Origin of the sequence: Modicisalibacter ilicicola DSM 19980 (genome assembly GCF_900128925.1) — a bacterium.
In the GTDB taxonomy this organism is placed as follows: Bacteria; Pseudomonadota; Gammaproteobacteria; order Pseudomonadales; family Halomonadaceae; genus Modicisalibacter; species Modicisalibacter ilicicola.
This window is the reverse complement of the sequence record NZ_FQUJ01000002.1, coordinates 233056-256187: the sequence shown is the minus strand read 5'-3', so window position 1 is coordinate 256187 and position 23132 is coordinate 233056. Positions and strand designations below refer to the sequence as shown.

Here is a 23132-nt window from a genome sequence, read left to right as displayed (position 1 = left end):
ATTGTGGAGAAGTCATGGTGCCTTCCTCTTTCCAGAACCCCGCCAGCGGGACCTCGCAGGATTCGCCTTCGCCCGGTCTGGCTCGCATCGAAGAGCTGGTCGAAGACATTCGCCAGGGCAAGATGGTGATCCTCATGGACGACGAGGATCGCGAGAACGAAGGCGACATCATCATGGCCGCGGAGAAGGTCGAGGCGGAGCACATCAACTTCATGGCGCGGCATGCCCGCGGCCTGATCTGTCTGCCGATGACCCGGGAACGCTGCGAGCGACTCAACCTGCCCTTGATGGTCAGCGACAACAACTCCGGCTTCGGCACCAAGTTCACGCTCTCCATCGAAGCCGCCCATGGCGTGACCACGGGCATCTCCGCGGCAGACCGGGCGCGTACCGTGCGTGCCGCGGTGGCCCGGGATGCCAAGGCCGCCGATATCGTCCAGCCGGGGCACATCTTTCCGCTGATGGCCGAGCCGGGGGGCGTGCTGCGTCGCGCCGGTCATACCGAGGCGGCCTGCGACCTGGCGGCCATGGCGGGCTTCGAGCCAAGCGGCGTGATCTGCGAGGTGATGAACGAGGACGGCAGCATGGCGCGGCGCGCCGAACTCGAGCGCTTCGCCGCGGAGCACGATCTAAAGATCGGCACCATCGCCGACCTGATCCACTACCGTATCCACAACGAGCAGACCGTCGAACTCGACGAGCAGGTTCCGGTGCATACCGCCGTCGGCGATCTGACGCTGCATGTCTTTCGTGACCGCATCCAGGGGGCCCACCACCTGGCCCTGGTCAAGGGGCATCCGCGAGCCGATGTGCCGACCACGGTGCGGGTGCACCTGGCCGATACCCTACGCGACGTGCTGATGCTGCAGCGTCCGGAAGGCCGTAGCTGGACCGCCCATGCGGCCCTGTCCCAGATCGCCGAGGCGGAGGCCGGGGTACTGGTGCTGCTCGACGACGGGCGTGTCCCGCTCGATTTCAAGACGCAGCTGGACGTGTTCCTGGGGCGTACCCGCACGCCGCGCTCCACGGATTCCGATGGCTCCGGCAACTACCTGATGATCGGTACCGGCTCCCAGATCCTGCGCCAGCTGGGCGTGGGTCAGATGCGCCTGCTCAGTTCGCCGTGGAAGTTCTCGGCACTTTCCGGCTTCGATCTCGAGGTGGTGGAGCGTCTGGGTAGCGATACCGTCGAGTCCGGTGAGCCGTTAGAATAGCTCCTTTTTTGTCAGGATTGACTATGCAACCGATCGCCCAAGTCGAAGGCTCCTTCACCGATGTCGATGGCCGTTACGTGCTCGTCGTCGGTCGTTTCAATCATCATGTGGTCGACAGCCTGGTGGAAGGCGCCGTCGATAGCCTGGTACGCCATGGTGTCGATGAGGACAACATCGATATCGTTCATGTGCCCGGGGCCTGGGAACTGCCCCTGGCGGTCAAGCGTGCGCTGCGCCTGATCAAGCCCGAGGCGGTCATCGCCCTGGGGGCGGTGATTCGTGGCGGCACACCACATTTCGAGTATGTGGCAGGTGGCTGCAACGCCGCCCTGGGCAACCTGCAGCTCGAGTTCGAGACGCCCATCGCCAACGGCGTGCTCACCGTCAATTCCATCGAGCAGGCCATCGAGCGCTCGGGCACCAAGGCCGGCAACAAGGGGGCCGAGGCGGCCATGGCCGCCATGGAGATGGTGTCGCTGATGAGACGCCTGGGGGGCAAGCAATGAATGCCGACAGGCGTACCCGGGCGAACGCCGGCGAGGCCCGGCACGCGGCGCGCGAGCTGGCGGTGCAAGGGCTTTATCAGTGGCAGTTCAACGGCAAGCCGGCGGCCACCCTGGAAGCCGAATTCCGCACCCAGGTCGCCGATGAGGATCTCGAGGATCACGAGAACTGGTCGAAGGTGATGGAGATCGCCGACCTGGCGCTGTTCCATGAGCTTCTGCACAACGTGATTCGCGACCGTGTCGACCTGGATGCAGCCATCGAGCCGCTGCTCGACCGCCGCATCATCGATCTGGATCCCATCGAGCTGGCCATCCTGCGCCTGGGCACCTACGAGCTCGCCAGCCGCCCCGAGGTGCCTTATCGGGTAGTGATCAACGAAGGCGTGGAACTGGCCAGATCCTTCGGCGCCACCGACGGCCACAAGTACGTCAATGGCATTCTCGACAAGCTTGCCGCAAGGCTCAGAAATGCCGAGGTCAATGCCCGGCGTCGCTGACAGGCCACGTCGCGAGCCGGGCGAGTTCGAGCTCATCGCTCGTTACTTCGCACGCCGTGACGAAGGCGAGGCTACCGGCCTGGTGCTGGGCCCGGGGGACGACTGCGCGCTGCTGTCGCCGTCGCCGGGCCATCAGCTGGCGGTGAGCGTCGACACTTCGGTGGCCGACGTGCATTTTCCCGCCACCGCGCCTGCCGCTGTCGTGGGCCATCGTGCCCTGGCCGTGGCCCTGAGCGATCTTGCCGCCATGGGGGCGCAGGCACGCTGGTGCACCATGGCGCTGGCGATTCCCGCGATGGACGAAGAGTGGATCGCCGCCTTCAGCGAGGGCTTTCATGCGTTATGCAGACAGAGCGCAGTCAGCCTGGTAGGCGGCGATGTGACGCGCGGCCAATTGAGCATCAGCGTGACCGTCCACGGCGAGGTGCCGCCGGGCGCGGCACTGCGCCGCCAGGGTGGTCGGGCCGGCGATCTGATCGCGGTCACCGGTTCGCTGGGTGGCGGTCAGGGCGGCCTGAAGGCGTGGCAGGCTGGCGAGCGGGACCTCGATCACGCCTTGCTCCAGGCCTATCTGCTGCCCCGGCCGCGCCTCGAGGCGGGACTCGCCCTGCGTGGCCTGGCCAATTGCGCCATCGATATCTCCGACGGGCTACTGGCGGATCTGGGCCATCTCTGCCATGCCTCCGGGGTGGGGGCCGAGCTCGATGTCGATCGATTGCCGCTGACTGCCGGGCTGGAAACGGCCCTGGGGCGCGAGGCAGCGCAGCGGGCGGCGTTGACCGGCGGCGACGACTACGAGCTGCTGTTCAGTCTGCCAGCCGAGGCCGTCGAGACGACTCGGCAGCGGCTTCAGGCCTGCGGGAATACCCTGACCCTCATCGGACGGCTGAGCGAGACTCCCGGAATCGCCGGGGTGGATGCCGGGCTCACCGGCGGCTGGCAGCATTTCCCCGGAGGCACGCCATGAATCGCGCGCCCTCCAGCGTCTGGCGACGCCCCACCCACTTCTTCGCCTTCGGCCTGGGTAGCGGTGCGGTGCCCTTCGCGCCGGGCACCTTCGGCACCCTGGCGGCGATTCCCTTCTACTGGCTGATGTCCGGCCTGCCGCTATCCTGGTATCTCGGCCTGGTACTCTTCGCCAGCCTGGCGGGTATCTGGCTGTGCGACAAGACCTCTCGCGATCTTGGTGTCCACGACCATTCCGGCATCGTCTGGGACGAGTTCGTCGGCTACTGGATCACCATGGCGGCGGTTCCCTTCTCCTGGGAGGCCGCCTTGTGGGGGTTCGTGGTGTTCCGGGTGTTCGACATCATCAAGCCCTGGCCGATCCGCTGGGTCGATCGGCGGGTGGCCGGCGGTTTCGGCATCATGCTCGACGACATCCTGGCGGGAATACTGGCCTGGAGCGTGATGCATCTCTGGTTATGGTTGCACTGAGTCGATTGAGGAAAAGCATGCGCAAGACAGGGCTGGCCATCGTGGCCTTGGTGGTTCTGGTGGCTGGCTACCTGGGAGCCCAGGCCTACTCCAGCCATGTCTTCGAGCGTGAACTCGCACACACGCTGGACAGGCTGCGCGACGATGAACAGTGGCAGGTCGCCCGGGATCGGGCCGAACGCGGCTGGTTCCTCTCCCGGGGCCGTCTGCGGCTCGCCCCTCGCGGCGACGAGGGATGGCGACTGAGCCTGCCCTACGAGGCCCGTCATGGTGTATTGACCACCCGCTTGAGCGGTGCACTGAGGCTCTTTCTGAGTGACGGCGGATCGAACGACGAGCGCATGCTCTTCGGCGACCTGCTGGACGCCGCCGAACCGCGCTGGACGGCAGCCTTTCATACCCTCGACCGGCGCGTCGAGGGGCGTCTCGACATCGCGCCCTTCGAGGTGGATGTCGACGGCGAACGGTTCGCACTCGGCGATGCGGTACTCGACCTGGAAGGGCGCCTCGGCGATGTTCGAGTGCAAGGGCGCGTCGAATCCCTTCGTCTGGATGGCCCTGACGCGAAGATAACCGCCGGCCCCCTGCGTCTCGAGAGCCGCTACCGCTTCGCCGATGATGGCTCGTTCTTTCAACAACGCAACGAGCTGACCCTCGAGCGCCTGGATTTCCGCGGGAGCAAGCGCCAGGACGTGACGCTTTCCGGGGTGCGCTACAGCGACGAGACCCGTCTCGACGAGCAGCTGCGCGTCGATCTGGCCATTTCTCTGGACGAGGCGCAAGCCTCCGGCGAGAGACTCCTGTCCGGAAACCTGAAAGCCCGTCTCGATCGTATCGATGGCCAGGCGGCACGGCGCCTGGTCGAGCAGGTCAAGGCCATCCTCCAGGAGCAGGGCGGTGAAGTCACCGCACTCGACGAGGCCCAGGTCGAGCGCATCGAGCCGGCGCTGTTGAGCGCCCTGGGAGACTCGCCTCGCTTTATCCTCGAAGGCGTTACCCTGACGAGCCCCCTGTTCGGCGTCGACGTGCGCGGTAGCGGCGAGTTGATCTTCGATGGCCAGGACAGCCAGGCCTTGAACCTCGATGCCCTGCTCGAGGGCGATGCCGAGCCTTGGCGCGAACGCCTGAACGGTCGCTTCAGCTGGCATGGCGTGCCGCCCTTGCTGGCCCTGCAGCTCGGCTTGCCTCCGGAAACCCGCCAAATCGAATTGCGGATCGAGCAGGGCCGCTTGCTCGTCAATGGACAGCCGCTGGCATCGGTGCGGTGAGTCTCATCGAGCCCGTTGCCCGACAGCCGATTGCGCTCGCTCTTGAAGTCCATCCCGACTGCCCGCATCCACAGGACATGTCGGGCAATCCGGCCCACGGATGCAAGGTGAACGATGAGCGAACGCAATCAAGACGACCAGGACCTCCTCACGGAGCTTCGTGACGATCAGGAAGAGCAGCAGGGCCATTCCGGCGCGATGGTGCCGACCCAGGAGTACCTGCCCGAACGCATCTACCTGCTGCCCATACACAATCGTCCCTTCTTCCCCGCCCAGGTGCAGCCGCTGGTGATACAGCGCGAACGCTGGGAGGAGACCATGCGCCGCATCGCCGACACGCCGCATCACACCGTCGGGGTGGCATTTGTCGGCGATGTGGAGGGCGGTGAGCTGGATCACGAGCACTTCCCGAGCATCGGTACCGCGGTCAAGGTGCACAAGGCCCAGGGCGAGGATCAGCAGATCCAGTTCATCGCCCAGGGCATGCGTCGTTTTCGCATCCAGCGCTGGTTGTCGAAGAAGCCCCCCTATCTGGTCGAGGTGAGCTACCCCAAGGAACCGGTCGACAAGGAGGCCGACGAGACTCGGGCCTACGCCATGGCATTGATCAACGGCATCAAGGAGCTGTTGCCGATCAATCCGCTCTACGGCGAAGAACTCAAGCACTACCTCAATCGCTTCAGTCCCCACGAACCGGGGCCGTTGACCGACTTCGCCGCCGCCATCACCTCGGCCAAGGGGCGCGAGCTTCAGGAGATCCTCGAGACCCTGCCGGTCATGGAGCGGATGCAGAAGGTCCTGCCGCTGCTGCGCAAGGAGATCGAGGTCGCCCAGCTGCAGACCGAGATCAGCGAGCAGGTCAATGCCCAGATGGAGGATCGCCAGCGCGAATTCTTCCTGCGCGAACAGCTCAAGGTGATCCAGAAGGAACTGGGCATTTCCAAGGACGACCGGGAGAACGACGTCGACACCTTTCGGGAACGTCTGGAGAACCTCAAGGTGCCGGAACGGGTCATGACGCGCATCGACGATGAGCTGGACAAGCTCTCGGTGCTCGAGACCGGGTCGCCGGAATACGGCACCACGCGCAATTACCTGGACTGGCTCACCTCACTGCCCTGGGGAGTGACCTCGGACGACCAGCTCGATCTCGATCACGCGCGCACGGTGCTCGATCGCGATCACGACGGGCTCAAGGACGTCAAGGAGCGCATCATCGAGTTCCTTGCCGAGGGCACCTTCAAGGGCGATGTGGGGGGCTCCATCGTCATGCTGGTCGGCCCGCCGGGGGTGGGCAAGACCTCGGTGGGGCGCTCCATCGCCGAGGCCCTGGGCCGCAAGTTCTACCGTTTCTCGGTGGGCGGCATGCGCGACGAGGCCGAGATCAAGGGCCACCGGCGCACCTATATCGGTGCCATGCCCGGCAAGCTGGTGCAGGCCCTGAAGGAGGTCGAGGTCGAGAATCCGGTGATCATGCTCGACGAGATCGACAAGATGGGCCAATCGTTCCAGGGCGATCCCGCCTCGGCCCTGCTCGAGGTGCTCGACCCGGAGCAGAACGTCGACTTCCTCGATCACTACCTCGACGTGCGCCTGGACCTCTCCAAGGTGTTGTTCGTGTGCACCGCCAACCAGGTCGACACCATTCCGCCGGCGCTGCTCGATCGCATGGAGCAGATTCGCCTGTCCGGCTATATCGCCGAAGAGAAGATGGCCATCGCCAAGCATCACCTGTGGCCCAAGCTGCTCAGCCGCGACAAGATTCCCAAGAAGCGCATCAATCTCACCGATGCGGCCCTGCGTCAGGTCATCGAAGGCTATGCCCGGGAGGCAGGGGTGCGCCAGCTGGAGAAACAGCTGCACCGCATCGTGCGCAAGGCCGCGGTCAAGCTGCTGGAGAGCGGGCAGAAGAGCGTCAAGATCTCGGTCAAGAACCTCGAGGAGTATCTCGGCGCGCCGCTGTTCCGTCGCGAGAACGTGCTGCAGGGTGTCGGGGTGGTGACCGGCCTGGCCTGGACCTCCATGGGCGGTGCCACGCTACCCATCGAGGCCTCCAAGGTGCATGCGCTGACCCGGGGCTTCAAGCTCACCGGCAAGCTCGGCGACGTGATGCAGGAATCCGCCAACATCGCCTACAGCTATGTGCTTGGCCATCTCGGCGAGTACGATGCCGATGCGGACTTCTTCAACGAGGCGTTCGTCCATCTCCACGTTCCCGAGGGGGCGACCCCGAAGGACGGCCCCTCTGCCGGGGTGACCATGGCCACGGCTCTGATCTCCCTGGCGCGGCATCAGGACATCGAACGTCCGCTGGCGATGACCGGCGAGCTGACCCTCACCGGGCAGGTGCTGCCGGTAGGCGGTATCCGCGAGAAGGTGATTGCCGCACGCCGCAGCGACATCTTCGAGCTGATCCTGCCCGAAGCCAACCGCCGGGATTACGAGGAACTGCCGGATCACCTCAGGAACGGCGTGACGGTTCACTTCGCCAAGCGATACAGGGACGTCGCCGACATCGTTTTCGGTTAGGCTATGTTTGAATAGCCACTGATACCAAGCCCCTGTTCAGGGGCTTCGCGTGTAACGGAAAGTACGATGTCCCACGACACGATTCCCGCCCCCAGGGCCACCGCCGCATTGATTCTAGGCTTGTTCTCGAGCGCTGCAGTGGCGTCCGCGGACACGTCCAAGCTGACCGTTTACACCTACGACTCCTTCGTTTCCGAGTGGGGCGCGGGGCCGGGCATCGAGGAGGCCTTCGAATCGCAGTGCAATTGCCGGCTCGACTTCATCGCCCTGGATGGCGCCCCGAGTATCCTGCAGCGCCTGCGCCTGGAGGGGGAGGAGACCCGGGCGGACGTGGTGCTGGGGCTGGACATGAACCTGATGCAAGCGGCCCGGGACACCGGGTTGCTGGCCCCCCACGGTGCCGATCTGTCGCCGCTGGCCTTGCCCATCGACTGGCAGGACGAGACCTTCGTGCCCTACGACTGGGGCCCCTTCGCCTTCGTCTACGATACCCAAATGATCAGCGATCCGCCGTCGAGTCTCGAGGAGCTGGCCGACGCGCCGGAGGAGTTCAAGATCATCATCCAGGACCCGCGCACCAGCACCCCGGGGCTGGGGCTGCTGCTGTGGATCAAGCATGCCTATGGTGACGAGGCCGATGAGGTCTGGCGCCGCCTGCAGGACAACATCCTCACCGTGACCCGGGGCTGGAGCGAGGCCTACTTCTCGCTGTTCATGAACGGCGAGGCGCCGATGGTGCTCTCCTACGCGACCTCGCCGGCCTATCACATGGCGGTGGAAGGCAGCGATCGCTACCGCGCCGCCAAGTTCGACGAAGGGCATTATCTCCAGGTGGAGGTCGCGGCGATGACTCGGGCGACGGGCAATCCGGAGCTGGCACGGGAATTCCTCGAGTTCATGCTCACCCGGGATTTCCAGCAGCATATCCCGCTGGGCAACGTCATGTACCCGGCCATCGAGCTCGGCGACGCATTGCCCGAGGCCTTCACCCGGCTAATCGATCCCGAGGTGTTCACCTTCCCGCCGCAAGAGGTGCACGAGAATCGTCGCGCCTGGATCGACGAGTGGCTCAACGTCAGCACGCGCTGAGTCGGGACACGAGCGTGACGGCTCGAGGCGAGCGCTGGCCGTTGTGGTTCGGCGTCCTGGCCTGGCTGGCGGTGGCGGGCCTGGGGCTGGCCAGCCTGGCCGCCTTGCTGGTTCATGCGCCGGTGCTGAATGTCGCGGCGTTGTGGCGCGAGCCTTACCTGGCCAGCGTCCTGCGCTTCACCGTCATCCAGGCGCTGCTTTCCACTCTTCTCAGCCTCGGCCTGGCGGTGCCGGTCGCCGTGGCCCTGGCCCGACGACCGCGGTTTGTCGGCCGCACCTTGCTGCTGCGCGCCATGGAACTCTCGCTGGTCATCCCCACGCTCATCGCGCTGTTCGGCCTGGTGGCAGTACATGGCCGTCAGGGCTGGGCGGCGCCGCTATGGCAGGCCGCGACCGGTGAGCCGGCCAACTACCTCTATGGCCTGTCGGGCATCGTGCTGGCCCATGTCTTCTACAATCTGCCCCTCGCAGCACGCCTGCTGCTCCAGGAACTCGAACGCCAGCCCCACCAGCACTGGCGCCTGGCGGCCCAGTTGGGGCTGACGCGGCGTGCCATCTGGCGCTGCCTGGAGTGGCCGGTGATGCGTCATTCGCTGCCCCGGCTGGGAGCCCTGGTCTTCACCCTCTGCTTCACCAGCTTCGTCATCGTCATGACCCTGGGCGGGGGGCCGCGCTCGACGACACTCGAGGTGGCGCTCTATCAGGCCTTGAAGTTCGACTTCGATCTGGCCCGAGCGGCACTGCTGGCGCTGACCCAGCTGGTGATCTGCCTGACGCTGTGGGCCTTCGCCCTGCGTTTCGGCGGCATGGGCGGCCTGGTCGCCACGGCCCTGGACACGCGACGAGCAGGGCGCTGGCGACGCCGGGACGAAAGGGGGGTCTCGAGGATCACCGACAGCGTCTGGCTCGTGGCGCTGGCCTTGCTGCTGTTGCCGCCCCTGGCGGCGGTGGTGATCGCCGGGGTGATGGGGCTGCCATCCTTGCCGGCCCAATCCTCCCTCTGGCCCGCCGCCGGGCTGAGCCTGACGATGGCGCTGGGGGCGGGTGCCGGGGCCTTGCTGCTGGCCTTGGCCCTGCTGGGCGGCAGTGCCTGGTTGCACCAGCGCAGTCGCTCGACATTGGCCGGCGTGATGGAAGGGGGCGGACAGCTGATCCTGGTGACCCCGGCGCTGGTGCTGGGGACCGGTCTCTTCCTGCTGTTGCGCCCCAGCCTGGGCGGTGGCTGGCAGGGGTACGCCCTGGTGGTGCTGGTCAATGCCTTCATGGCCTTGCCGTTTGCCATGCAGGTATTGCGCGGCGCTCTGCTGGGCACCAACGATCCCCAGCGTCGCCTGGCCGCGCAATTGGGCATTCAGGGTTGGGCCCGCTGGCGCTGGCTGGTGTGGCCGCCGCTGCGTCGCCCGGCCGCCCTGGCGCTGGCCTATGCCATGACCCTCTCGCTGGGGGATTTCAGTGTGATCGCCCTGTTCGGCAGCCCCTCCCGGCCGACCCTGCCGATGCTGCTCTACCAGCAGCTCGGCGGCTATCGCTGGGAGGGCGCCGCGGCAACGGCATTCTTGCTGTTGTTGCTGGTGGCGGCGCTGTTCCTGCTGCTCAATGTGGCCACTCGCCATCTGCCGCGCTATCCCCAGCAGCGTTTCTGGCCGGCACGAGACAGGGAGGCCGCCCATGCTTGAGTGCCGCGATCTGGTCTTCCACTACACCGAAGCCGAGCCGGGGGAAATCCCGGATTTCTGTTTCTCCCTCGAGCTGGCCCCCGGGGAGTGCCTGGCGGTGCAGGGGCCTTCGGGGGGTGGCAAGAGCACGCTGCTGAGTCTCATCGCCGGCTTTCTCGAGCCCGCGAGCGGTTGGCTGGGCTGGAAGGGGGATTCCTGGCGGGACCTGCCACCCTGGCAACGGCCGCTGACCACGGTATTCCAGGAGCACAACCTGTTCGAGCATCTGCCGGTATGGGCCAACGTCGGGCTGGGCATCGCGCCAGACCTGCGTCTGGGTGACGTCGAACATCGCCGTGTTCGAGAGGGGCTGGCCCGGGTCGGGCTCGAGGGGATGCACGACCGGTTGCCGGGGGAGCTGTCCGGCGGGCAGCGTCAGCGCGTGGCCTTGCTGCGGGCCCTGTTGCGCCGGCGGCCGCTGCTGCTGCTCGATGAACCCTTCAGCGGCCTCGACGCCGCCAACCGCGAGGCCCTGTGGGAGCAGGTGCGCGCGCAGCAGCAGGAGGGCGTCGCGGTGTTGCTGGTCAGTCACGACAGCGAGGACATCCGTGCCCTGGCCGACCGACGCTGCCAGCTCGATGATGGGCGGCTGGTGGCTCAAGCGTGAATTAGCATTGAAAAAGTCTAATTGTAAGGGGTTGATTGGATAGGTATTCTTCGGCGAAAGGCATTTCTAAAAAAAATTCGTCGATGATCATGGAGAATAAAATGAATTATAAGTCTTACGCAGGGCTTAGTGATGATATTTTTAACAACCTCGATAAGGTTCAGTATCAGGGCTTCGAACTAATCGTTGGCATACCGCGAAGTGGTATGATCCCAGCCTATATGCTGAGTCTTTTCCTTAATATAGACTGTACGAGTCTGCATGACTTTATTAGAAATTCCAAACTTGCCAAGGGTAATACAAGAAGCCTTAGAAAGGAGATATGCAATGCTTGGGATGCCAAAAAAGTATTGATCGTCGACGATAGTGTAAATACGGGTGCTTCCATGGAGGAGGTGCTTGATCAGATACCCGAAGATTGCCCTTGTGAAATAACCACCTTGGCTGTGTATGGCAATGCTGTCGGTATGGCCAAAGTGGATGTGTGCTTGAAATACCTTTCTTCACCACGGGTATTTCAGTGGAATATTTGGCATCACAATGTCTTGCAGCGAGCCTGTATTGCCTTGGATGGTGTGATTTTCAACGGGCTAGAAGAACATCTCGACAAAGAAGAAAACGGCATGGGGCTCATACAAGAAGTCAGGCCTCTTGTCATTCCTACCTACAGAATAAATTCGTTGATAACGAAGCAGCATGAGCGTTACCGAAAGGAGATCGAAAGCTGGCTGTCTTATTACAATATAACTTATGATAACTTGATCATGTCGGGCTCGGTGGATAAGAATGAAACTCGAAGCCACCAGGAATACTGTAAACTAAAGGCAGATTATTATAAGCAAGATTCAAGGCTGTATTTTTTCGTGGAAAGTGATTTTGATCACGCGGTGTTTATTGCCAAGGCGACAGGTAAATCGGTTTTTTGCACGCAAGCAAACGATCTGGTAAGGCCATCTGTCAGAGAAATCGTAAAGCATGGGAAGGCTTATTTTTTTAGAATAAATCTAGCAAGGATGAGGAGGGTCATGAAAAGGTGGCTCCCTAGCTTGTAAAGAAGCCCAGAAACTCTTATTCATGTCCGGCTTCTGATCGCCAGTGGCATCACACCTCAGTCTGGCTTGGTAGTCAGTCGTCATTGTGGCGGGGCCTAGACTCGCCATGCAGGAATCACCTTGCTATCTTTTCTGCTCTCGATTTACTTCGCTTTTCTGTGACGACCGCGTCTAGAGAGGGGTCGTTTGCATCCTAGTCGACTTTTGCTGAGGAAAGACCATGCCCGAGTATCGCTCCCGCACCACCACCGCTGGTCGCAACATGGCCGGAGCCCGCGCCCTGTGGCGAGCTACCGGCATGACCGACGAGGATTTCCACAAGCCCATCGTTGCCGTGGCCAACTCCTTCACCCAGTTCGTGCCCGGGCACGTGCACCTGAAGGACATGGGCCAGCTGGTGGCCCGGGAGATCGAGAAGGCCGGTGGCGTGGCCAAGGAGTTCAACACCATCGCCGTGGACGACGGCATCGCCATGGGCCACGACGGCATGCTCTACTCGCTGCCGAGCCGCGACATCATCGCCGACAGTGTCGAGTACATGGTCAACGCGCACTGCGCCGATGCCTTGGTATGCATCTCCAACTGCGACAAGATCACCCCGGGCATGCTGATGGCCGCCATGCGCCTGAATATTCCGGTGATCTTCGTTTCCGGTGGACCGATGGAGGCGGGCAAGACGAAGCTGCTGGATCATGGCCTGGACCTGGTCGATGCCATGGTCATGGCCGCCGACGACAGCGTCGACGATGAGACCCTCGACGAGGTCGAGCGCAGCGCCTGCCCCACCTGCGGCAGTTGCTCCGGCATGTTCACCGCCAATTCCATGAACTGCCTGACCGAGGCGCTGGGATTGGCACTGCCGGGTAACGGCACGGTGCTGGCCACCCACGCCGACCGTCGCCGGCTGTTCGAACGGGCCGGTTCGCGCATCGTCGAGATCGCCAAGCGCTACTACGAGCAGGACGAGGCGCGCTGGCTGCCGCGGGAGATCGGCAGCCTGGCCGCGTTCAAGAATGCCATGACCCTGGATATCGCCATGGGCGGTTCCACCAATACCATTCTGCATCTGCTGGCCGCCGCCCAGGAGGCGGAACTCGACTTCAGCATGGCGGATATCGATCGTCTGTCGCGGGAAGTGCCGCAGCTGTGCAAGGTGGCGCCCAACACTCAGAAGTATCACATCGAGGACGTGCACCGTGCCGGCGGGATCATGGCGATCCTCGGCGAACTGGATCGGGCCGGGGTGCTCGACACCCGGGTGCCGACGGTGCATGAAGAGAGCCTGGCCGATGCCTTGGGCCGCTGGGACATCATGCGCGATCCCGCGCCGGAGGTGGTCGAATTCTTCCGCGCCGGGCCGGGCGGTGTCCCCACCCAGACGGCATTTTCCCAGAGTGCGCGCTGGCCGAGCCTCGACGGCGATCGTGCCACCGGCTGTATTCGTGATCTCGAGCACGCCTTCTCCCGGCAGGGCGGGCTGGCGGTGCTCTACGGCAACATCGCTGAAGATGGCTGCGTGGTGAAGACCGCCGGTGTCGACGACGCCATCCTGGTCTTCGAAGGGCCTGCCCACGTGGTCGAGTCCCAGGACCAGGCGGTCGAACATATTCTCGAAGGGCGGGTCGAGGAAGGCGAGGTGGTGCTCATTCGCTACGAGGGCCCCAAGGGGGGGCCGGGCATGCAGGAGATGCTCTATCCCACCAGCTACCTCAAGTCGAAGGGGCTGGGCAAGCGCTGTGCGCTGCTCACCGACGGGCGCTTCTCCGGCGGCACTTCGGGGCTCTCCATCGGCCATGTCTCCCCGGAGGCGGCGGCGGGCGGCGCCATCGGGCTGGTCGAGCAGGGCGACACGATCCGCATCGACATCCCCAACCGGCGTATCGATGTACGGCTCTCGGCGGAGGAACTGGAGCAACGGCGCCAGGCCATGCAGGCAAGGGGCAAGGAGGCCTGGAAGCCGAGCATCCAGCGCGAGCGCAAGGTCACCGCGGCGCTCAAGGCCTATGCGCTGTTGGCCACCTCGGCGGACAAGGGAGCGGTGCGGGACCTTGCCAAGCTGGAGTGAGAGTCGAAACCTGCCCGAAAAGCCGAGGCCCGCACGGTGCGGGCCTCGATGATTTTGGCGTTCGGCGGCTGCGATCAGTCGGGATCAGGCGGCTTCCCGTACCTTCTCGATGAGGTCGTCCTCGAGTGCTTCCAGCTCACACTCCACGACATACCACACCTCCAGTAGTTCGAGGCTTTCCTCGGAACAGCACATCATCGTTTCTCCCTGAATTGAGATGAAATCTGTCTCTCTTCGAGTATCCTGCATGAAGTATGGCTGGCTAGACCAAAGTCGCACGCTATTTTTTTGACTCTTTTTTGATATGAATCATCTTCTCGTGCATAAGGATGAGTAGGGCGCTAAATGTTGCAAGACAAGGAGTACGCATGAAGGAAGTCCATAACGTGGGATTGGTGGGCTATGGAATGGCCAGCAAGACCTTCCATGCGCCGTTGATCGCGGCTACCCCCGGGCTCGAGATCGCGGCCGTGTCGAGCAGCGACCCGGACAAGGTGCATGCCGATCTTCCCGGGGTCGAAGTGGTGGCGTCCCCCCAGGCGCTGTTCGCAAGGCACGATGTCGATCTGGTCGTCATTCCCACCCCCAACGAGACGCACTATCCGCTGGCCAAGGCGGCACTGGCGGCAGGCAAGCACGTGATCGTCGACAAGCCCTTCACGGTCACCCTGAGCGAGGGGCGATTGCTCAAGGGGCATGCCGAGGAAGCCGGCAAGCTATTGTCGGTATTCCACAATCGTCGCTGGGACAGCGATTTCCTGACCGTGCGTGCGCTGCTCGAGGCACGCACCCTGGGCCGGCTCACGCATTTCGAATCGCACTTCGACCGTTTCCGCCCCGAGATCAATGATCGTTGGCGCGAGAAGCCCAAGCCCGGGTCGGGCCTCTGGTATGACCTGGGCCCCCACCTGCTCGATCAGGCACGCGAGGCGTTCGGCATGCCGCGGGCCATTCTGCTGAACCTGGCCAAGCGACGCGACGGCGCTAGGGTGGACGACGATTTTCACGCGCTACTGGACTACGACGGTCTGCGGGTCGTGCTCGGCGCGAGCGCCCTGGTAGCGGCGGATTCGCCGCGCTTCGTCTTGCATGGCACCCAGGGCAGCTACGTCAAGCATGGGCTGGACCCCCAGGAAGGCTGGCTGAAGGAGGGGCGAACGCCGACGCCTCGATGGGGGGTGGACAGCCGCGACGGCGACCTGGTGCTGAGAGAAGGTGACAGCGAGGCGGCAGAGCTTGCCACCCATGCCTGCGGTACCCTGCCCGGCGACTACCTGGCCTATTACACCGCGATACGCGATGCCCTGGCGGGAAAAGGGAACAACCCGGTACCGGTAGACGACGCATTGGCGGTGATGCAACTGCTGGAGACGGGACTGGACAGCGCCCGCCAGGAACGCTGGGTGAAACTCAAGGAGGGGGGGAGCGGGCTGCGCCGCAAGTACTAGGCTTTGCACGAAAAGTACCTGTGCTCGCTGACTTTTCAGACAACGCCTGCTTCCTTGATACCGATCGCTGGAACGAAACAACCTCGGCGGGGCCGAGGTTGCAGAGCGTTGTTCAGCGTCGAACGAACATTGCCTGACTCAGGCAGACGCTCAATTGTTCATCTCGTCCTCGTCCGGTGATACATCGGCGTTGGAATCGATACCGCTGTTGGGAGCCATGGCATCTTCCTCCAGTTGACCGCCGCTCTCGCTCTCGGGCGTGGGATCGACATCCTGGGCCGAGTTGACACCGCCGTCGGGATCCAGGTTGCTCTTGTCCGGCTGCTCGCTGACGGGCTCTTCCGTGGAAGGATCCACGTCCTGGGCCGAATCTATTCCGCTGTTGGGTTCTGTCGGCGAACTCTGCTGAGCCACGGCGCTGATGGAAAAGGTCAGTAACGAGGCCAGGAAAATGCTGGTCAACTGCGATCCTTTCATGGTGCTGCTCCTTGCTGTACTGAATGGGAATTCCAGTACAAAACTTAGACGAGTCTTTTTGATTTGCAAACAAATGATCTGTAACGAGTCGTTACCACCAGTCGCTGCTGGCCTGGCTGGCCCTCACTCGTTCCCGGGCGATGAACAGGGCCGCGATGGCTCGGGCTTCGTGGAAATCCTCTCGGGCGAGCAGGGCGGTCAGCTCGTCGAGAGGGTAGGTCTCGACCACCAGGGGTTCCGGTTCGTCGCCGGGCAGATGCTGCTCGTAGAGGTCGCTGGCCAGCAGCACGTGCATGCGGTGGTTCATGTAGTTGGGCGCCAGGGAAAGCTCGATCAACGGTTCGATGTTGCGTGCCGCCACGCCACACTCTTCCATCAATTCGCGATTGGCGGCCGTGACGATATCCTCGCCGGGATCGACCAGGCCCTTGGGCAGGGTCAGTGCGTACTCGTCGAAGCCGGCAGCATACTCGTGAATCAACAGCACATGATCCGGATCCGGCATGGCCACGATCATGACCGCGCCGCGTCCGGTCCCCTTGAGTCGCTCGAAGCGGCGCTCGGCACCATTGGAAAAACGCAGATCGAGCTGCTCGATGGTGAAGAGGCGACTCCGGGCGACTTCCTCGCGATCGAGAACGCTGGGCTTGGGAGGGAGCATTGGCGGCATGGCAAGCGTATCCAGTACAATGAAACGGAACCTTCACCTCTTTTACCATCGCCTGGTAGGGGCTGGCCAACGATTGGTGATCCGACGGGCGCATGGTCGAGAACTGGAGCCTTATGGAGAGCGTACGTATCGACAAGTGGCTATGGGCAGCACGCTTCTTCAAGACCCGCGCCCTGGCCAAGAAGGCCATCGAAGGGGGCAAGGTCGAGTACAACGGTGCGCGGGTCAAGACCAGCAAGCATGTCGAGCCCGGCGCCCTGATCAAGGTGCCTCAAGGATGGGAGTTCTGGGAGGTCGAGGTGCTGGCGGTCACCGATCAGCGCCGCGGCGCCCCCGAGGCGCGAGCACTCTATCGTGAAACGCCGCACAGTCAGGCGCGTCGCGAACGCGAGGCGGAGAATCGCCGCCTGGCCAATCGCAGCGTGATGGCGCCCCGTGGCCGCCCCGACAAGAAGCAGCGCCGCGAGCTCCAGCGTTTCCAGCGCCAGCGTCCCGACGAGTGAGCGTTTCTCTGCCCTTTACCTTGCCACCCGCGAACACCAGACCCTTGGAATCTCTGCCGATGACTGACCAGATCCAGCGCTTTCTTTTCGACGACACCAACGTGCGCGGGGAAATCGTCACCCTCGAGAAAGCCTATGCCGAGGTGCTCGACAAGCAAGCCTATCCGCCCGCCGTCGAACGCCAGCTCGGTGAGCTACTCGCGGCGACAGCCCTGCTGACGGAAACCATCAAGCTCGATGGCACCCTGAGCCTGGAGGTGCGTGGGGACGGAGCGCTCAGTCTGCTGATGGCGGAGTCCAATCCGGGAGGCGAGCTGCGCGCCATCGCCCATCTCGACGAGGCGGCGGCACTGCCTGCCAGCCAGGCATCCTTCAAGGAACTGGTGGGCGATGGCCGGCTGGTCATCACCCTCGATCCCAACGAGGGCAATCGCTACCAGGGCATCGTCGAGCTGGATGCCAACGACCTGGCGGGCTGTCTCGAGGAGTACTTCGCGCGTTCCGAACAATTGGCCACGCGGTTGTGGCTGACCGCCGACGGGCAGCGTGCCGCGGGGATGCTGCTGCAACAGCTGCCCGGCGCGGATAGCCATTCGGACCCGGACGCCTGGGACCGCCTGGTCTCCCTGGCGAGCACGGTCTCCGACGACGAAATGCTCACTCTGGAACAGCGCGATCTGCTCTATCGGCTCTATCACGAGGAAACCGCCCGCGTCTTCGATCCCAAGGCGCTTCATTTCGGCTGCAGCTGTTCCCGGGAACGTATCGCCGCTGCGCTACTCGGGCTGGGAGAGGCGGAACTGCGCAGCATCCTCGAGGAACAGCAGTCCATCGATACCCAGTGCCATTTCTGTCATACCCGCTACCACTTCGGGGCCGCGGAGATCGAGGCACTGATCGACTCGCCGGATGCCGAGGCCCCGACACTGCATTGATGGCATTCGAGACGAACGCTGAGTGTTCTCATCGTTAGCGGGGGAGAAAAGCAGCGTTTGCCGAGGCGTGGCTTTTTGCAATAATGTCTGCCTTCAAGGTGTCGTGCTCGGGGCATGGTGTGTTCGGGACGTGCCTGCAGGCAGGGCGACAAACGCCCGTTAATGGCGCGATACACTCCGCGTCTTTGGCTAAGGAATTGCTGAAAGGCATTCGACAGCGATTTCCAGATATAGAGGAGCGGCCCGAGGGCCAGGGACCAGCGATGACCACTACCCAAGCTGATCGTCAGATTGCGGCCGAGAGTCGCGCCACGAAGAACCACATCAATCTCAGCGCCGCGGAGCTCGTCGAACGCGCCATCATGCGCCGGGAAGGCCATCTTGCCGACAACGGTGCGCTGGTGGTGAACACGGGGGCACGTACCGGCCGCTCGCCGGCGGACCGCTTCATCGTCGAAGAGCCGTCCACGTCCGAACTGATCGACTGGGGAAGCGTCAACAAGCCTTTCGATGCCGAGCGTTTCGATGCGCTCTGGGAGCGGGTCGAGGACTATCTTGCCGAAGACGAGAGCTTCGAATCCGAACTGCATGTCGGCGCCGATCCCGAATATTACCTGCCGATTCGTGTCACCACCGAGACGGCCTGGCACAACCTGTTCGGGCGCATCATGTTCGTGCGCCCCGATACCTTCAATCCCAAGGGCAAGAGCGAATGGAGCATCCTCAATGCGCCCCACTTCGTCTGTGACCCCCAGCGGGATGGCACCAACTCCGAAGGCGCGGTCATCATCAACTTCGCGCGACGTCGGGTGCTGATCGCCGGGATGCGCTATGCCGGCGAAATGAAGAAGGCCATGTTCTCGGTGCAGAACTTCCTGCTGCCCGAGAAGGATGTCCTGCCCATGCACTGCAGCGCCAATGTCGGCGACGACGGTGAAACCACCCTATTCTTCGGGCTTTCCGGTACCGGCAAGACCACCCTGTCCGCCGACCCGGCGCGGTATCTGATCGGCGACGACGAGCATGGCTGGGGCGAGGGCACGGTCTTCAACATCGAAGGCGGCTGCTATGCTAAGTGCATCGACCTCTCCAAACAGAACGAACCGGTCATCTGGGATGCCATCAGGTTCGGTGCGGTGCTCGAGAATGTCGTGCTGAACGAGCATCGTCACGCGGACTACACCGACGACAGCCTGACCCAGAACAGCCGCGCCGCCTACCCGCGCGAGCATATCGAGAAGCGCATCGAGGAAAACCGTGCCGGCGAGCCCAACGCCATCATCTTCCTTACCTGCGACATGAGTGGCGTGCTGCCCCCGGTGTCGCTGCTCTCCAAGGAAGCCGCCGCCTATCACTTCCTGTCCGGGTACACCGCCAAGGTCGGTTCCACCGAGATGGGTTCCTCCGAAGGACTCGAGGCAACGTTCTCGACCTGCTTCGGTGCCCCCTTCTTCCCGCGTCCGGCCCGGGAATACGCCGACCTGCTGATCAAGCGCATCGAGGGCTTCGGCTCCCGGGTCTATCTGGTCAACACCGGCTGGACCGGAGGCAGCTATGGCCAAGGTGGCAGCCGCTTCAGCATTCCCACCACCCGCAGCATCATTACGGCGATCCAGTCCGGGGCGCTCAAGGATACCGACACCCGGCACATCGACGGGCTCAACCTGGACGTGCCGACGGAGGTACCGGGGGTCGATTCGACGCTGCTCGATCCCAGAACCACCTGGCAGGATAGGGATGCCTATGCCGCGCAGATGAAGCAGCTGGTGGCCAAGTTCGTCGACAACTTCAGGAAATTCGAAGGGATCGACGAAGCGATCGTGCAGGCAGGCCCCCGCCTCGACTGATCGAACCTTCATACACCGATCGCATCCAATGGGGAGGGCAGAAAAGGCCCTCCCCATTCTTGTGTGAGTACTGGCGGCAATAAAGGGCCTCACCACACGCAAACGGTCTGCAAGGTCGAGGAGCGCAACATGCAACGACGTCATTTCCTGGGACTGCTCGGTGCCGGTGGGCTGGCAGGATTGCTGCCCGGTGTCGCGCGGGCACGCCCCAAGCTGGAACTCGAGCGGGCGGCGGACATCGAGCCGCTGGAGTTGAGCGAAGCGCAGTGGCGCGAGCGTCTTACCGAGGAGCAGTTCCATATCCTGCGCGAAGCCGGGACCGAACCCGCCGGCAGCAGTCCGCTCAATGACGAGGAGCGCAAGGGCACCTACCATTGCGCCGGGTGCGATCTGCCGCTGTTCCGCAGTGAGGCGAAGTACGATTCCGGCACCGGCTGGCCGAGCTTCTACGAGCACATCGAAGGCAACTTGTTGACCGAGCTGGACTTCGTGCTGCTGATTCCACGTACCGAATACCACTGTGCGCGTTGCGGTGGCCATCAGGGGCATGTCTTCGAGGATGGCCCGGAACCCACGGGGTTGCGCTGGTGCAACAACGGGCTGGCGCTCAGCTTCGCTCCCGCCTGACCTCCCACGCACGCCACCACGCTGTACCAAGATGAACATGGCCCGATCCTACGATCGGGCCATGCTTCATTTCGGGTATGCGGCTGGAAATCGGCAGCGGTCGCGAGGGCTTGAGTCACTGAAGCGATCGGCGAGGGCATCCAAGAATGCCAGGAGGAGAAAACGTGGCGCAGGCCGCTCTGCGCTGGCGAGATGCTTTGTGGTACCTTGTCGCCATTTCATCGAACCGGGTTTTCGGACCCGGCGCGCTACGATTCGCAAAGACGTCAAGGATCTCATGGACGCACAGACACAGATTACCCAGCGCCTCGCCGAGGAGCTCAATGTTCGCCCTCAACAGGTGGCCGCGGCCGTGGAGCTGCTCGATGGTGGCGCCACCGTGCCGTTCATTTCCCGGTATCGCAAGGAAGTCACCGGCGCTCTCGACGACGGCCAGCTGCGTACGCTGGAGGAGCGGTTGCGCTATCTGCGTGAACTGGAAGAGCGTCGCGAGACGGTGCTGGCCAGCATCGACGAGCAGGGCAAGCTGACCGATGAGCTGACCGCCCAGATTCGTGCGGCGGACACCAAGCAGCGCCTGGAAGACCTCTACCTGCCCTACAAGAAGAAGCGTCGCACCAAGGCCCAGATCGCCCGCGAGGCGGGGCTCGAGCCGTTGGCCCAGGCGCTGCTCGACGATCCTTCCCTCGATCCGCAGACCACCGCGGCGGATTACGTGGACGCCGACAAGGGCGTGGCGGACACCAAGGCGGCGCTAGACGGCGCCAAGCAGATCCTCATGGAACGCTTCGCCGAGGACGCCGAGCTGGTGGGTCGCCTGCGTGATCGCCTGTGGGAGGAGGGCGAGTTCAGTGCCCGGGTGATCGACGGCAAGCAGCAGGAGGGCGCCAAGTTCTCGGATTACTTCGAGCACGACGAACGCCTGGCCAAGGTGCCCTCGCATCGTGCCCTGGCCATGTTCCGGGGGCGCAACGAGGGTGTGCTGGGGTTGACCATCACGCTTCCCGGGGAGGAGGAGGCGGTGCTGCATCCTGCCGAGGTCGCCATCGCCCGGCATTTCGGGATCGACCTTTCAAGCAAGGACACCGGCCGGCCGGCGGATCGCTGGTTGCGCGAGGTGGTGCGCTGGACCTGGCGGGTCAAGCTCTATACCCATCTCGAGACCGAGCTGATGGGACGGCTCCGCGAGCGCGCGGAAGGCGAGGCCATCGAGGTGTTTGCCGCCAATCTGAAGGATCTGCTGCTGGCCGCCCCGGCCGGTCCCAAGGCCACCCTGGCCCTGGATCCGGGGTTGCGTACCGGCTGCAAGGTGGCGGTGGTGGATGCCACCGGCCAGTTCCTCGATCACGAGGTGATCTACCCCCACGCGCCCCAGAACCGCTGGGACGAGGCCCTTGCCAAGCTGGCCAGACTGGTCGAGAAGCACGCTGTCACCCTGATCGCCATCGGCAACGGCACGGCCAGCCGCGAGACCGACAGGCTCGCCGGCGAGCTGGTCAAGCGTTTCGCCTCGGCAAGCCCGCCGCGCCATCTCGCCAAGGTGATGGTCAGCGAGGCCGGTGCCTCGGTCTATTCGGCCTCCGAGATCGCTGCCCGGGAATTCCCCGATCTCGATGTGACCATTCGCGGCGCGGTCTCCATCGCCCGTCGTCTCCAGGACCCGCTGGCCGAACTGGTCAAGATCGAGCCGAAGTCCATCGGGGTCGGGCAGTATCAGCACGACGTGTCCCAGATGCAGCTCTCGCGCAGCCTGGAGACGGTGATCGAGGATTGCGTCAACGCCGTGGGAGTGGACCTGAATACCGCGTCGAGCGCGCTGCTTTCCCGGGTCTCGGGGCTCAATCCGGGCCTTGCCGAGAATATCGTCCTGCGCCGCAACGCCGAGGGGCCGTTTCGCGATCGCCGCGAGCTGCTCGAGGTCGGTCGTCTGGGGCCGCGCACCTTCGAGCAGTGTGCCGGCTTCCTGCGCATCATGAATGGCGACAACCCGCTGGATCGCAGCGCGGTACATCCCGAGGCCTACCCGGTGGTATCGCGCATCGCCGAGCGTGGCGGGCGCGGGCTGGCCAGCCTGATCGGCGACAGCGCCTACCTCAGGACCCTGAAGCCCACGGACTTCGTCGATGATACCTTCGGGGTGCCGACGGTGACCGACATTCTTAAGGAGCTCGACAAGCCCGGGCGCGATCCGCGTCCCGAGTTTCGCGCCGCGGAATTCCGCGAAGGGGTCGAGCAGATCAAGGACCTCGAGCCCGGCATGATTCTCGAGGGCACGGTGACCAACGTCACCCATTTCGGCGCCTTTGTCGATGTCGGGGTTCACCAGGACGGCCTGGTGCATATCTCGGCGCTCTCCGACAGCTTCGTCGAAGATCCGCGCCAGGTGGTCAAGGCCGGTGATATCGTCAAGGTCAAGGTCATGGCGGTGGACATCGAGCGCAAGCGCATCGGCCTGTCCATGCGCATGCATGACCAGCCCGCCGGCGACAAGGCCGGCGAGGCCAAGCCTTCTCGAAGCTCCCGGGGATCCCGCACCGGCTCGGCGCCGCGCGGAACCCCTCCGCGTGGTGGCGAGACCCGGCCGGGGCAGATGGGGGCGTTGGGCGAGGCGCTGCTCAAGGCGCGCAAGAAACAATGATCGCCCAG

20 protein-coding genes are annotated in these 23132 nt (G+C 63.7%); 18 read left to right on the top strand and 2 right to left on the bottom strand.

The window, feature by feature from the left end; genetic code table 11:
* Positions 1–14 precede the first annotated feature (14 nt).
* The 13 genes from ribBA to BUA41_RS01170 all read left to right on the top strand — a co-directional run bounded on the left by ribBA (position 15) and on the right by BUA41_RS01170 (position 15427).
* Positions 15–1214 carry a bifunctional 3,4-dihydroxy-2-butanone-4-phosphate synthase/GTP cyclohydrolase II gene (ribBA, locus tag BUA41_RS01230; protein WP_072818881.1) on the top strand — a complete coding sequence of 400 codons (1200 nt, stop codon included), beginning with the start codon at positions 15–17 and terminating at the stop codon, positions 1212–1214.
* A gap of 23 nt (positions 1215–1237) precedes the next feature.
* On the top strand, positions 1238–1720 hold the full coding sequence (gene ribH, locus BUA41_RS01225; RefSeq protein ID WP_072818879.1) for a 6,7-dimethyl-8-ribityllumazine synthase: 483 nt from the start codon (positions 1238–1240) through the stop codon (positions 1718–1720).
* A complete protein-coding gene (nusB, locus tag BUA41_RS01220; protein WP_072818877.1) occupies positions 1717–2217 on the top strand; it encodes a transcription antitermination factor NusB in 501 nt (166 codons plus the stop codon). The genes ribH and nusB overlap by 4 nt, the downstream gene beginning before the upstream one ends.
* Positions 2201–3184, top strand: coding sequence for a thiamine-phosphate kinase (thiL, locus tag BUA41_RS01215; RefSeq protein WP_072818875.1), 984 nt, complete (start codon positions 2201–2203; stop codon positions 3182–3184). The genes nusB and thiL overlap by 17 nt, the downstream gene beginning before the upstream one ends.
* Positions 3181–3654, top strand: a complete 474-nt coding sequence (locus BUA41_RS01210) for a phosphatidylglycerophosphatase A family protein (RefSeq protein WP_072818873.1) — start codon at positions 3181–3183, stop codon at positions 3652–3654. Before thiL ends, BUA41_RS01210 begins: the two co-directional genes overlap by 4 nt.
* 17 nt (positions 3655–3671) lie before the next feature.
* A complete protein-coding gene (locus BUA41_RS01205; protein WP_072818870.1) occupies positions 3672–4922 on the top strand; it encodes a DUF945 family protein in 1251 nt (416 codons plus the stop codon).
* 114 nt (positions 4923–5036) lie between these two features.
* Positions 5037–7451 (top strand): endopeptidase La, encoded by a 2415-nt coding sequence (gene lon / locus BUA41_RS01200; RefSeq protein ID WP_072818868.1) that lies wholly within the window; start codon positions 5037–5039, stop codon positions 7449–7451.
* 66 nt (positions 7452–7517) lie between these two features.
* The gene (thiB, locus tag BUA41_RS01195; RefSeq protein ID WP_072818863.1) at positions 7518–8540 is read left to right on the top strand and encodes a thiamine ABC transporter substrate binding subunit; all 1023 of its coding nucleotides are present in this window, start codon (positions 7518–7520) and stop codon (positions 8538–8540) included.
* The gene (thiP, locus tag BUA41_RS01190; protein WP_072818862.1) at positions 8516–10216 is read left to right on the top strand and encodes a thiamine/thiamine pyrophosphate ABC transporter permease; all 1701 of its coding nucleotides are present in this window, start codon (positions 8516–8518) and stop codon (positions 10214–10216) included. The genes thiB and thiP overlap by 25 nt, the downstream gene beginning before the upstream one ends.
* Positions 10209–10862, top strand: a complete 654-nt coding sequence (locus BUA41_RS01185; protein ID WP_072818860.1) for an ATP-binding cassette domain-containing protein — start codon at positions 10209–10211, stop codon at positions 10860–10862. The genes thiP and BUA41_RS01185 overlap by 8 nt, the downstream gene beginning before the upstream one ends.
* A gap of 101 nt (positions 10863–10963) precedes the next feature.
* Entirely contained in the window at positions 10964–11914 is a 951-nt protein-coding gene (locus tag BUA41_RS01180) for a phosphoribosyltransferase (RefSeq protein ID WP_175546912.1), read from the top strand.
* Between the two features lie 220 nt (positions 11915–12134).
* On the top strand, positions 12135–13979 hold the full coding sequence (ilvD, locus tag BUA41_RS01175) for a dihydroxy-acid dehydratase (protein ID WP_072818856.1): 1845 nt from the start codon (positions 12135–12137) through the stop codon (positions 13977–13979).
* 368 nt (positions 13980–14347) lie between these two features.
* The gene (locus BUA41_RS01170; protein WP_072818855.1) at positions 14348–15427 is read left to right on the top strand and encodes an oxidoreductase; all 1080 of its coding nucleotides are present in this window, start codon (positions 14348–14350) and stop codon (positions 15425–15427) included.
* A gap of 150 nt (positions 15428–15577) precedes the next feature.
* On the opposite strand, the gene BUA41_RS01165 is transcribed toward BUA41_RS01170, so the two are convergent.
* Both BUA41_RS01165 and nudE read right to left on the bottom strand, forming a co-directional pair.
* A complete protein-coding gene (locus BUA41_RS01165) occupies positions 15578–15904 on the bottom strand; it encodes a longin-like domain-containing protein (RefSeq protein WP_072818853.1) in 327 nt (108 codons plus the stop codon).
* 91 nt (positions 15905–15995) lie between these two features.
* A complete protein-coding gene (gene nudE, locus BUA41_RS01160) occupies positions 15996–16574 on the bottom strand; it encodes an ADP compounds hydrolase NudE (RefSeq protein WP_072818852.1) in 579 nt (192 codons plus the stop codon).
* Positions 16575–16687: 113 nt separating this feature from the next.
* Between nudE and BUA41_RS01155 the strand changes: the two genes are divergently transcribed.
* From BUA41_RS01155 to BUA41_RS01135, 5 genes are all read left to right on the top strand, one after another.
* Positions 16688–17077, top strand: coding sequence for an RNA-binding S4 domain-containing protein (locus BUA41_RS01155; protein WP_072818850.1), 390 nt, complete (start codon positions 16688–16690; stop codon positions 17075–17077).
* Positions 17078–17136: 59 nt separating this feature from the next.
* A complete protein-coding gene (gene hslO / locus BUA41_RS01150) occupies positions 17137–18012 on the top strand; it encodes an Hsp33 family molecular chaperone HslO (RefSeq protein ID WP_072818849.1) in 876 nt (291 codons plus the stop codon).
* 263 nt (positions 18013–18275) lie between these two features.
* Positions 18276–19859, top strand: coding sequence for a phosphoenolpyruvate carboxykinase (locus tag BUA41_RS01145; RefSeq protein ID WP_072818847.1), 1584 nt, complete (start codon positions 18276–18278; stop codon positions 19857–19859).
* 129 nt (positions 19860–19988) lie between these two features.
* Positions 19989–20486 carry a peptide-methionine (R)-S-oxide reductase MsrB gene (msrB, locus tag BUA41_RS01140; protein WP_072818846.1) on the top strand — a complete coding sequence of 166 codons (498 nt, stop codon included), beginning with the start codon at positions 19989–19991 and terminating at the stop codon, positions 20484–20486.
* Between the two features lie 277 nt (positions 20487–20763).
* A complete protein-coding gene (locus tag BUA41_RS01135; RefSeq protein WP_072818845.1) occupies positions 20764–23124 on the top strand; it encodes a Tex family protein in 2361 nt (786 codons plus the stop codon).
* Positions 23125–23132: the final 8 nt, after the last annotated feature.

Coding starts and splice junctions, on each gene's coding strand:
- ribBA (WP_072818881.1), top strand. CDS start 15: ATGGTGCCTTCCTCTTTCCAGAACCCCGCCAGCGGGACCTCGCAGGAT.
- ribH (WP_072818879.1), top strand. CDS start 1,238: ATGCAACCGATCGCCCAAGTCGAAGGCTCCTTCACCGATGTCGATGGC.
- nusB (WP_072818877.1), top strand. CDS start 1,717: ATGAATGCCGACAGGCGTACCCGGGCGAACGCCGGCGAGGCCCGGCAC.
- thiL (WP_072818875.1), top strand. CDS start 2,201: ATGCCCGGCGTCGCTGACAGGCCACGTCGCGAGCCGGGCGAGTTCGAG.
- BUA41_RS01210 (WP_072818873.1), top strand. CDS start 3,181: ATGAATCGCGCGCCCTCCAGCGTCTGGCGACGCCCCACCCACTTCTTC.
- BUA41_RS01205 (WP_072818870.1), top strand. CDS start 3,672: ATGCGCAAGACAGGGCTGGCCATCGTGGCCTTGGTGGTTCTGGTGGCT.
- lon (WP_072818868.1), top strand. CDS start 5,037: ATGAGCGAACGCAATCAAGACGACCAGGACCTCCTCACGGAGCTTCGT.
- thiB (WP_072818863.1), top strand. CDS start 7,518: ATGTCCCACGACACGATTCCCGCCCCCAGGGCCACCGCCGCATTGATT.
- BUA41_RS01185 (WP_072818860.1), top strand. CDS start 10,209: ATGCTTGAGTGCCGCGATCTGGTCTTCCACTACACCGAAGCCGAGCCG.
- BUA41_RS01180 (WP_175546912.1), top strand. CDS start 10,964: ATGAATTATAAGTCTTACGCAGGGCTTAGTGATGATATTTTTAACAAC.
- ilvD (WP_072818856.1), top strand. CDS start 12,135: ATGCCCGAGTATCGCTCCCGCACCACCACCGCTGGTCGCAACATGGCC.
- BUA41_RS01170 (WP_072818855.1), top strand. CDS start 14,348: ATGAAGGAAGTCCATAACGTGGGATTGGTGGGCTATGGAATGGCCAGC.
- BUA41_RS01165 (WP_072818853.1), bottom strand. CDS start 15,904: ATGAAAGGATCGCAGTTGACCAGCATTTTCCTGGCCTCGTTACTGACC.
- nudE (WP_072818852.1), bottom strand. CDS start 16,574: ATGCCGCCAATGCTCCCTCCCAAGCCCAGCGTTCTCGATCGCGAGGAA.
- BUA41_RS01155 (WP_072818850.1), top strand. CDS start 16,688: ATGGAGAGCGTACGTATCGACAAGTGGCTATGGGCAGCACGCTTCTTC.
- hslO (WP_072818849.1), top strand. CDS start 17,137: ATGACTGACCAGATCCAGCGCTTTCTTTTCGACGACACCAACGTGCGC.
- BUA41_RS01145 (WP_072818847.1), top strand. CDS start 18,276: ATGACCACTACCCAAGCTGATCGTCAGATTGCGGCCGAGAGTCGCGCC.
- msrB (WP_072818846.1), top strand. CDS start 19,989: ATGCAACGACGTCATTTCCTGGGACTGCTCGGTGCCGGTGGGCTGGCA.
- BUA41_RS01135 (WP_072818845.1), top strand. CDS start 20,764: ATGGACGCACAGACACAGATTACCCAGCGCCTCGCCGAGGAGCTCAAT.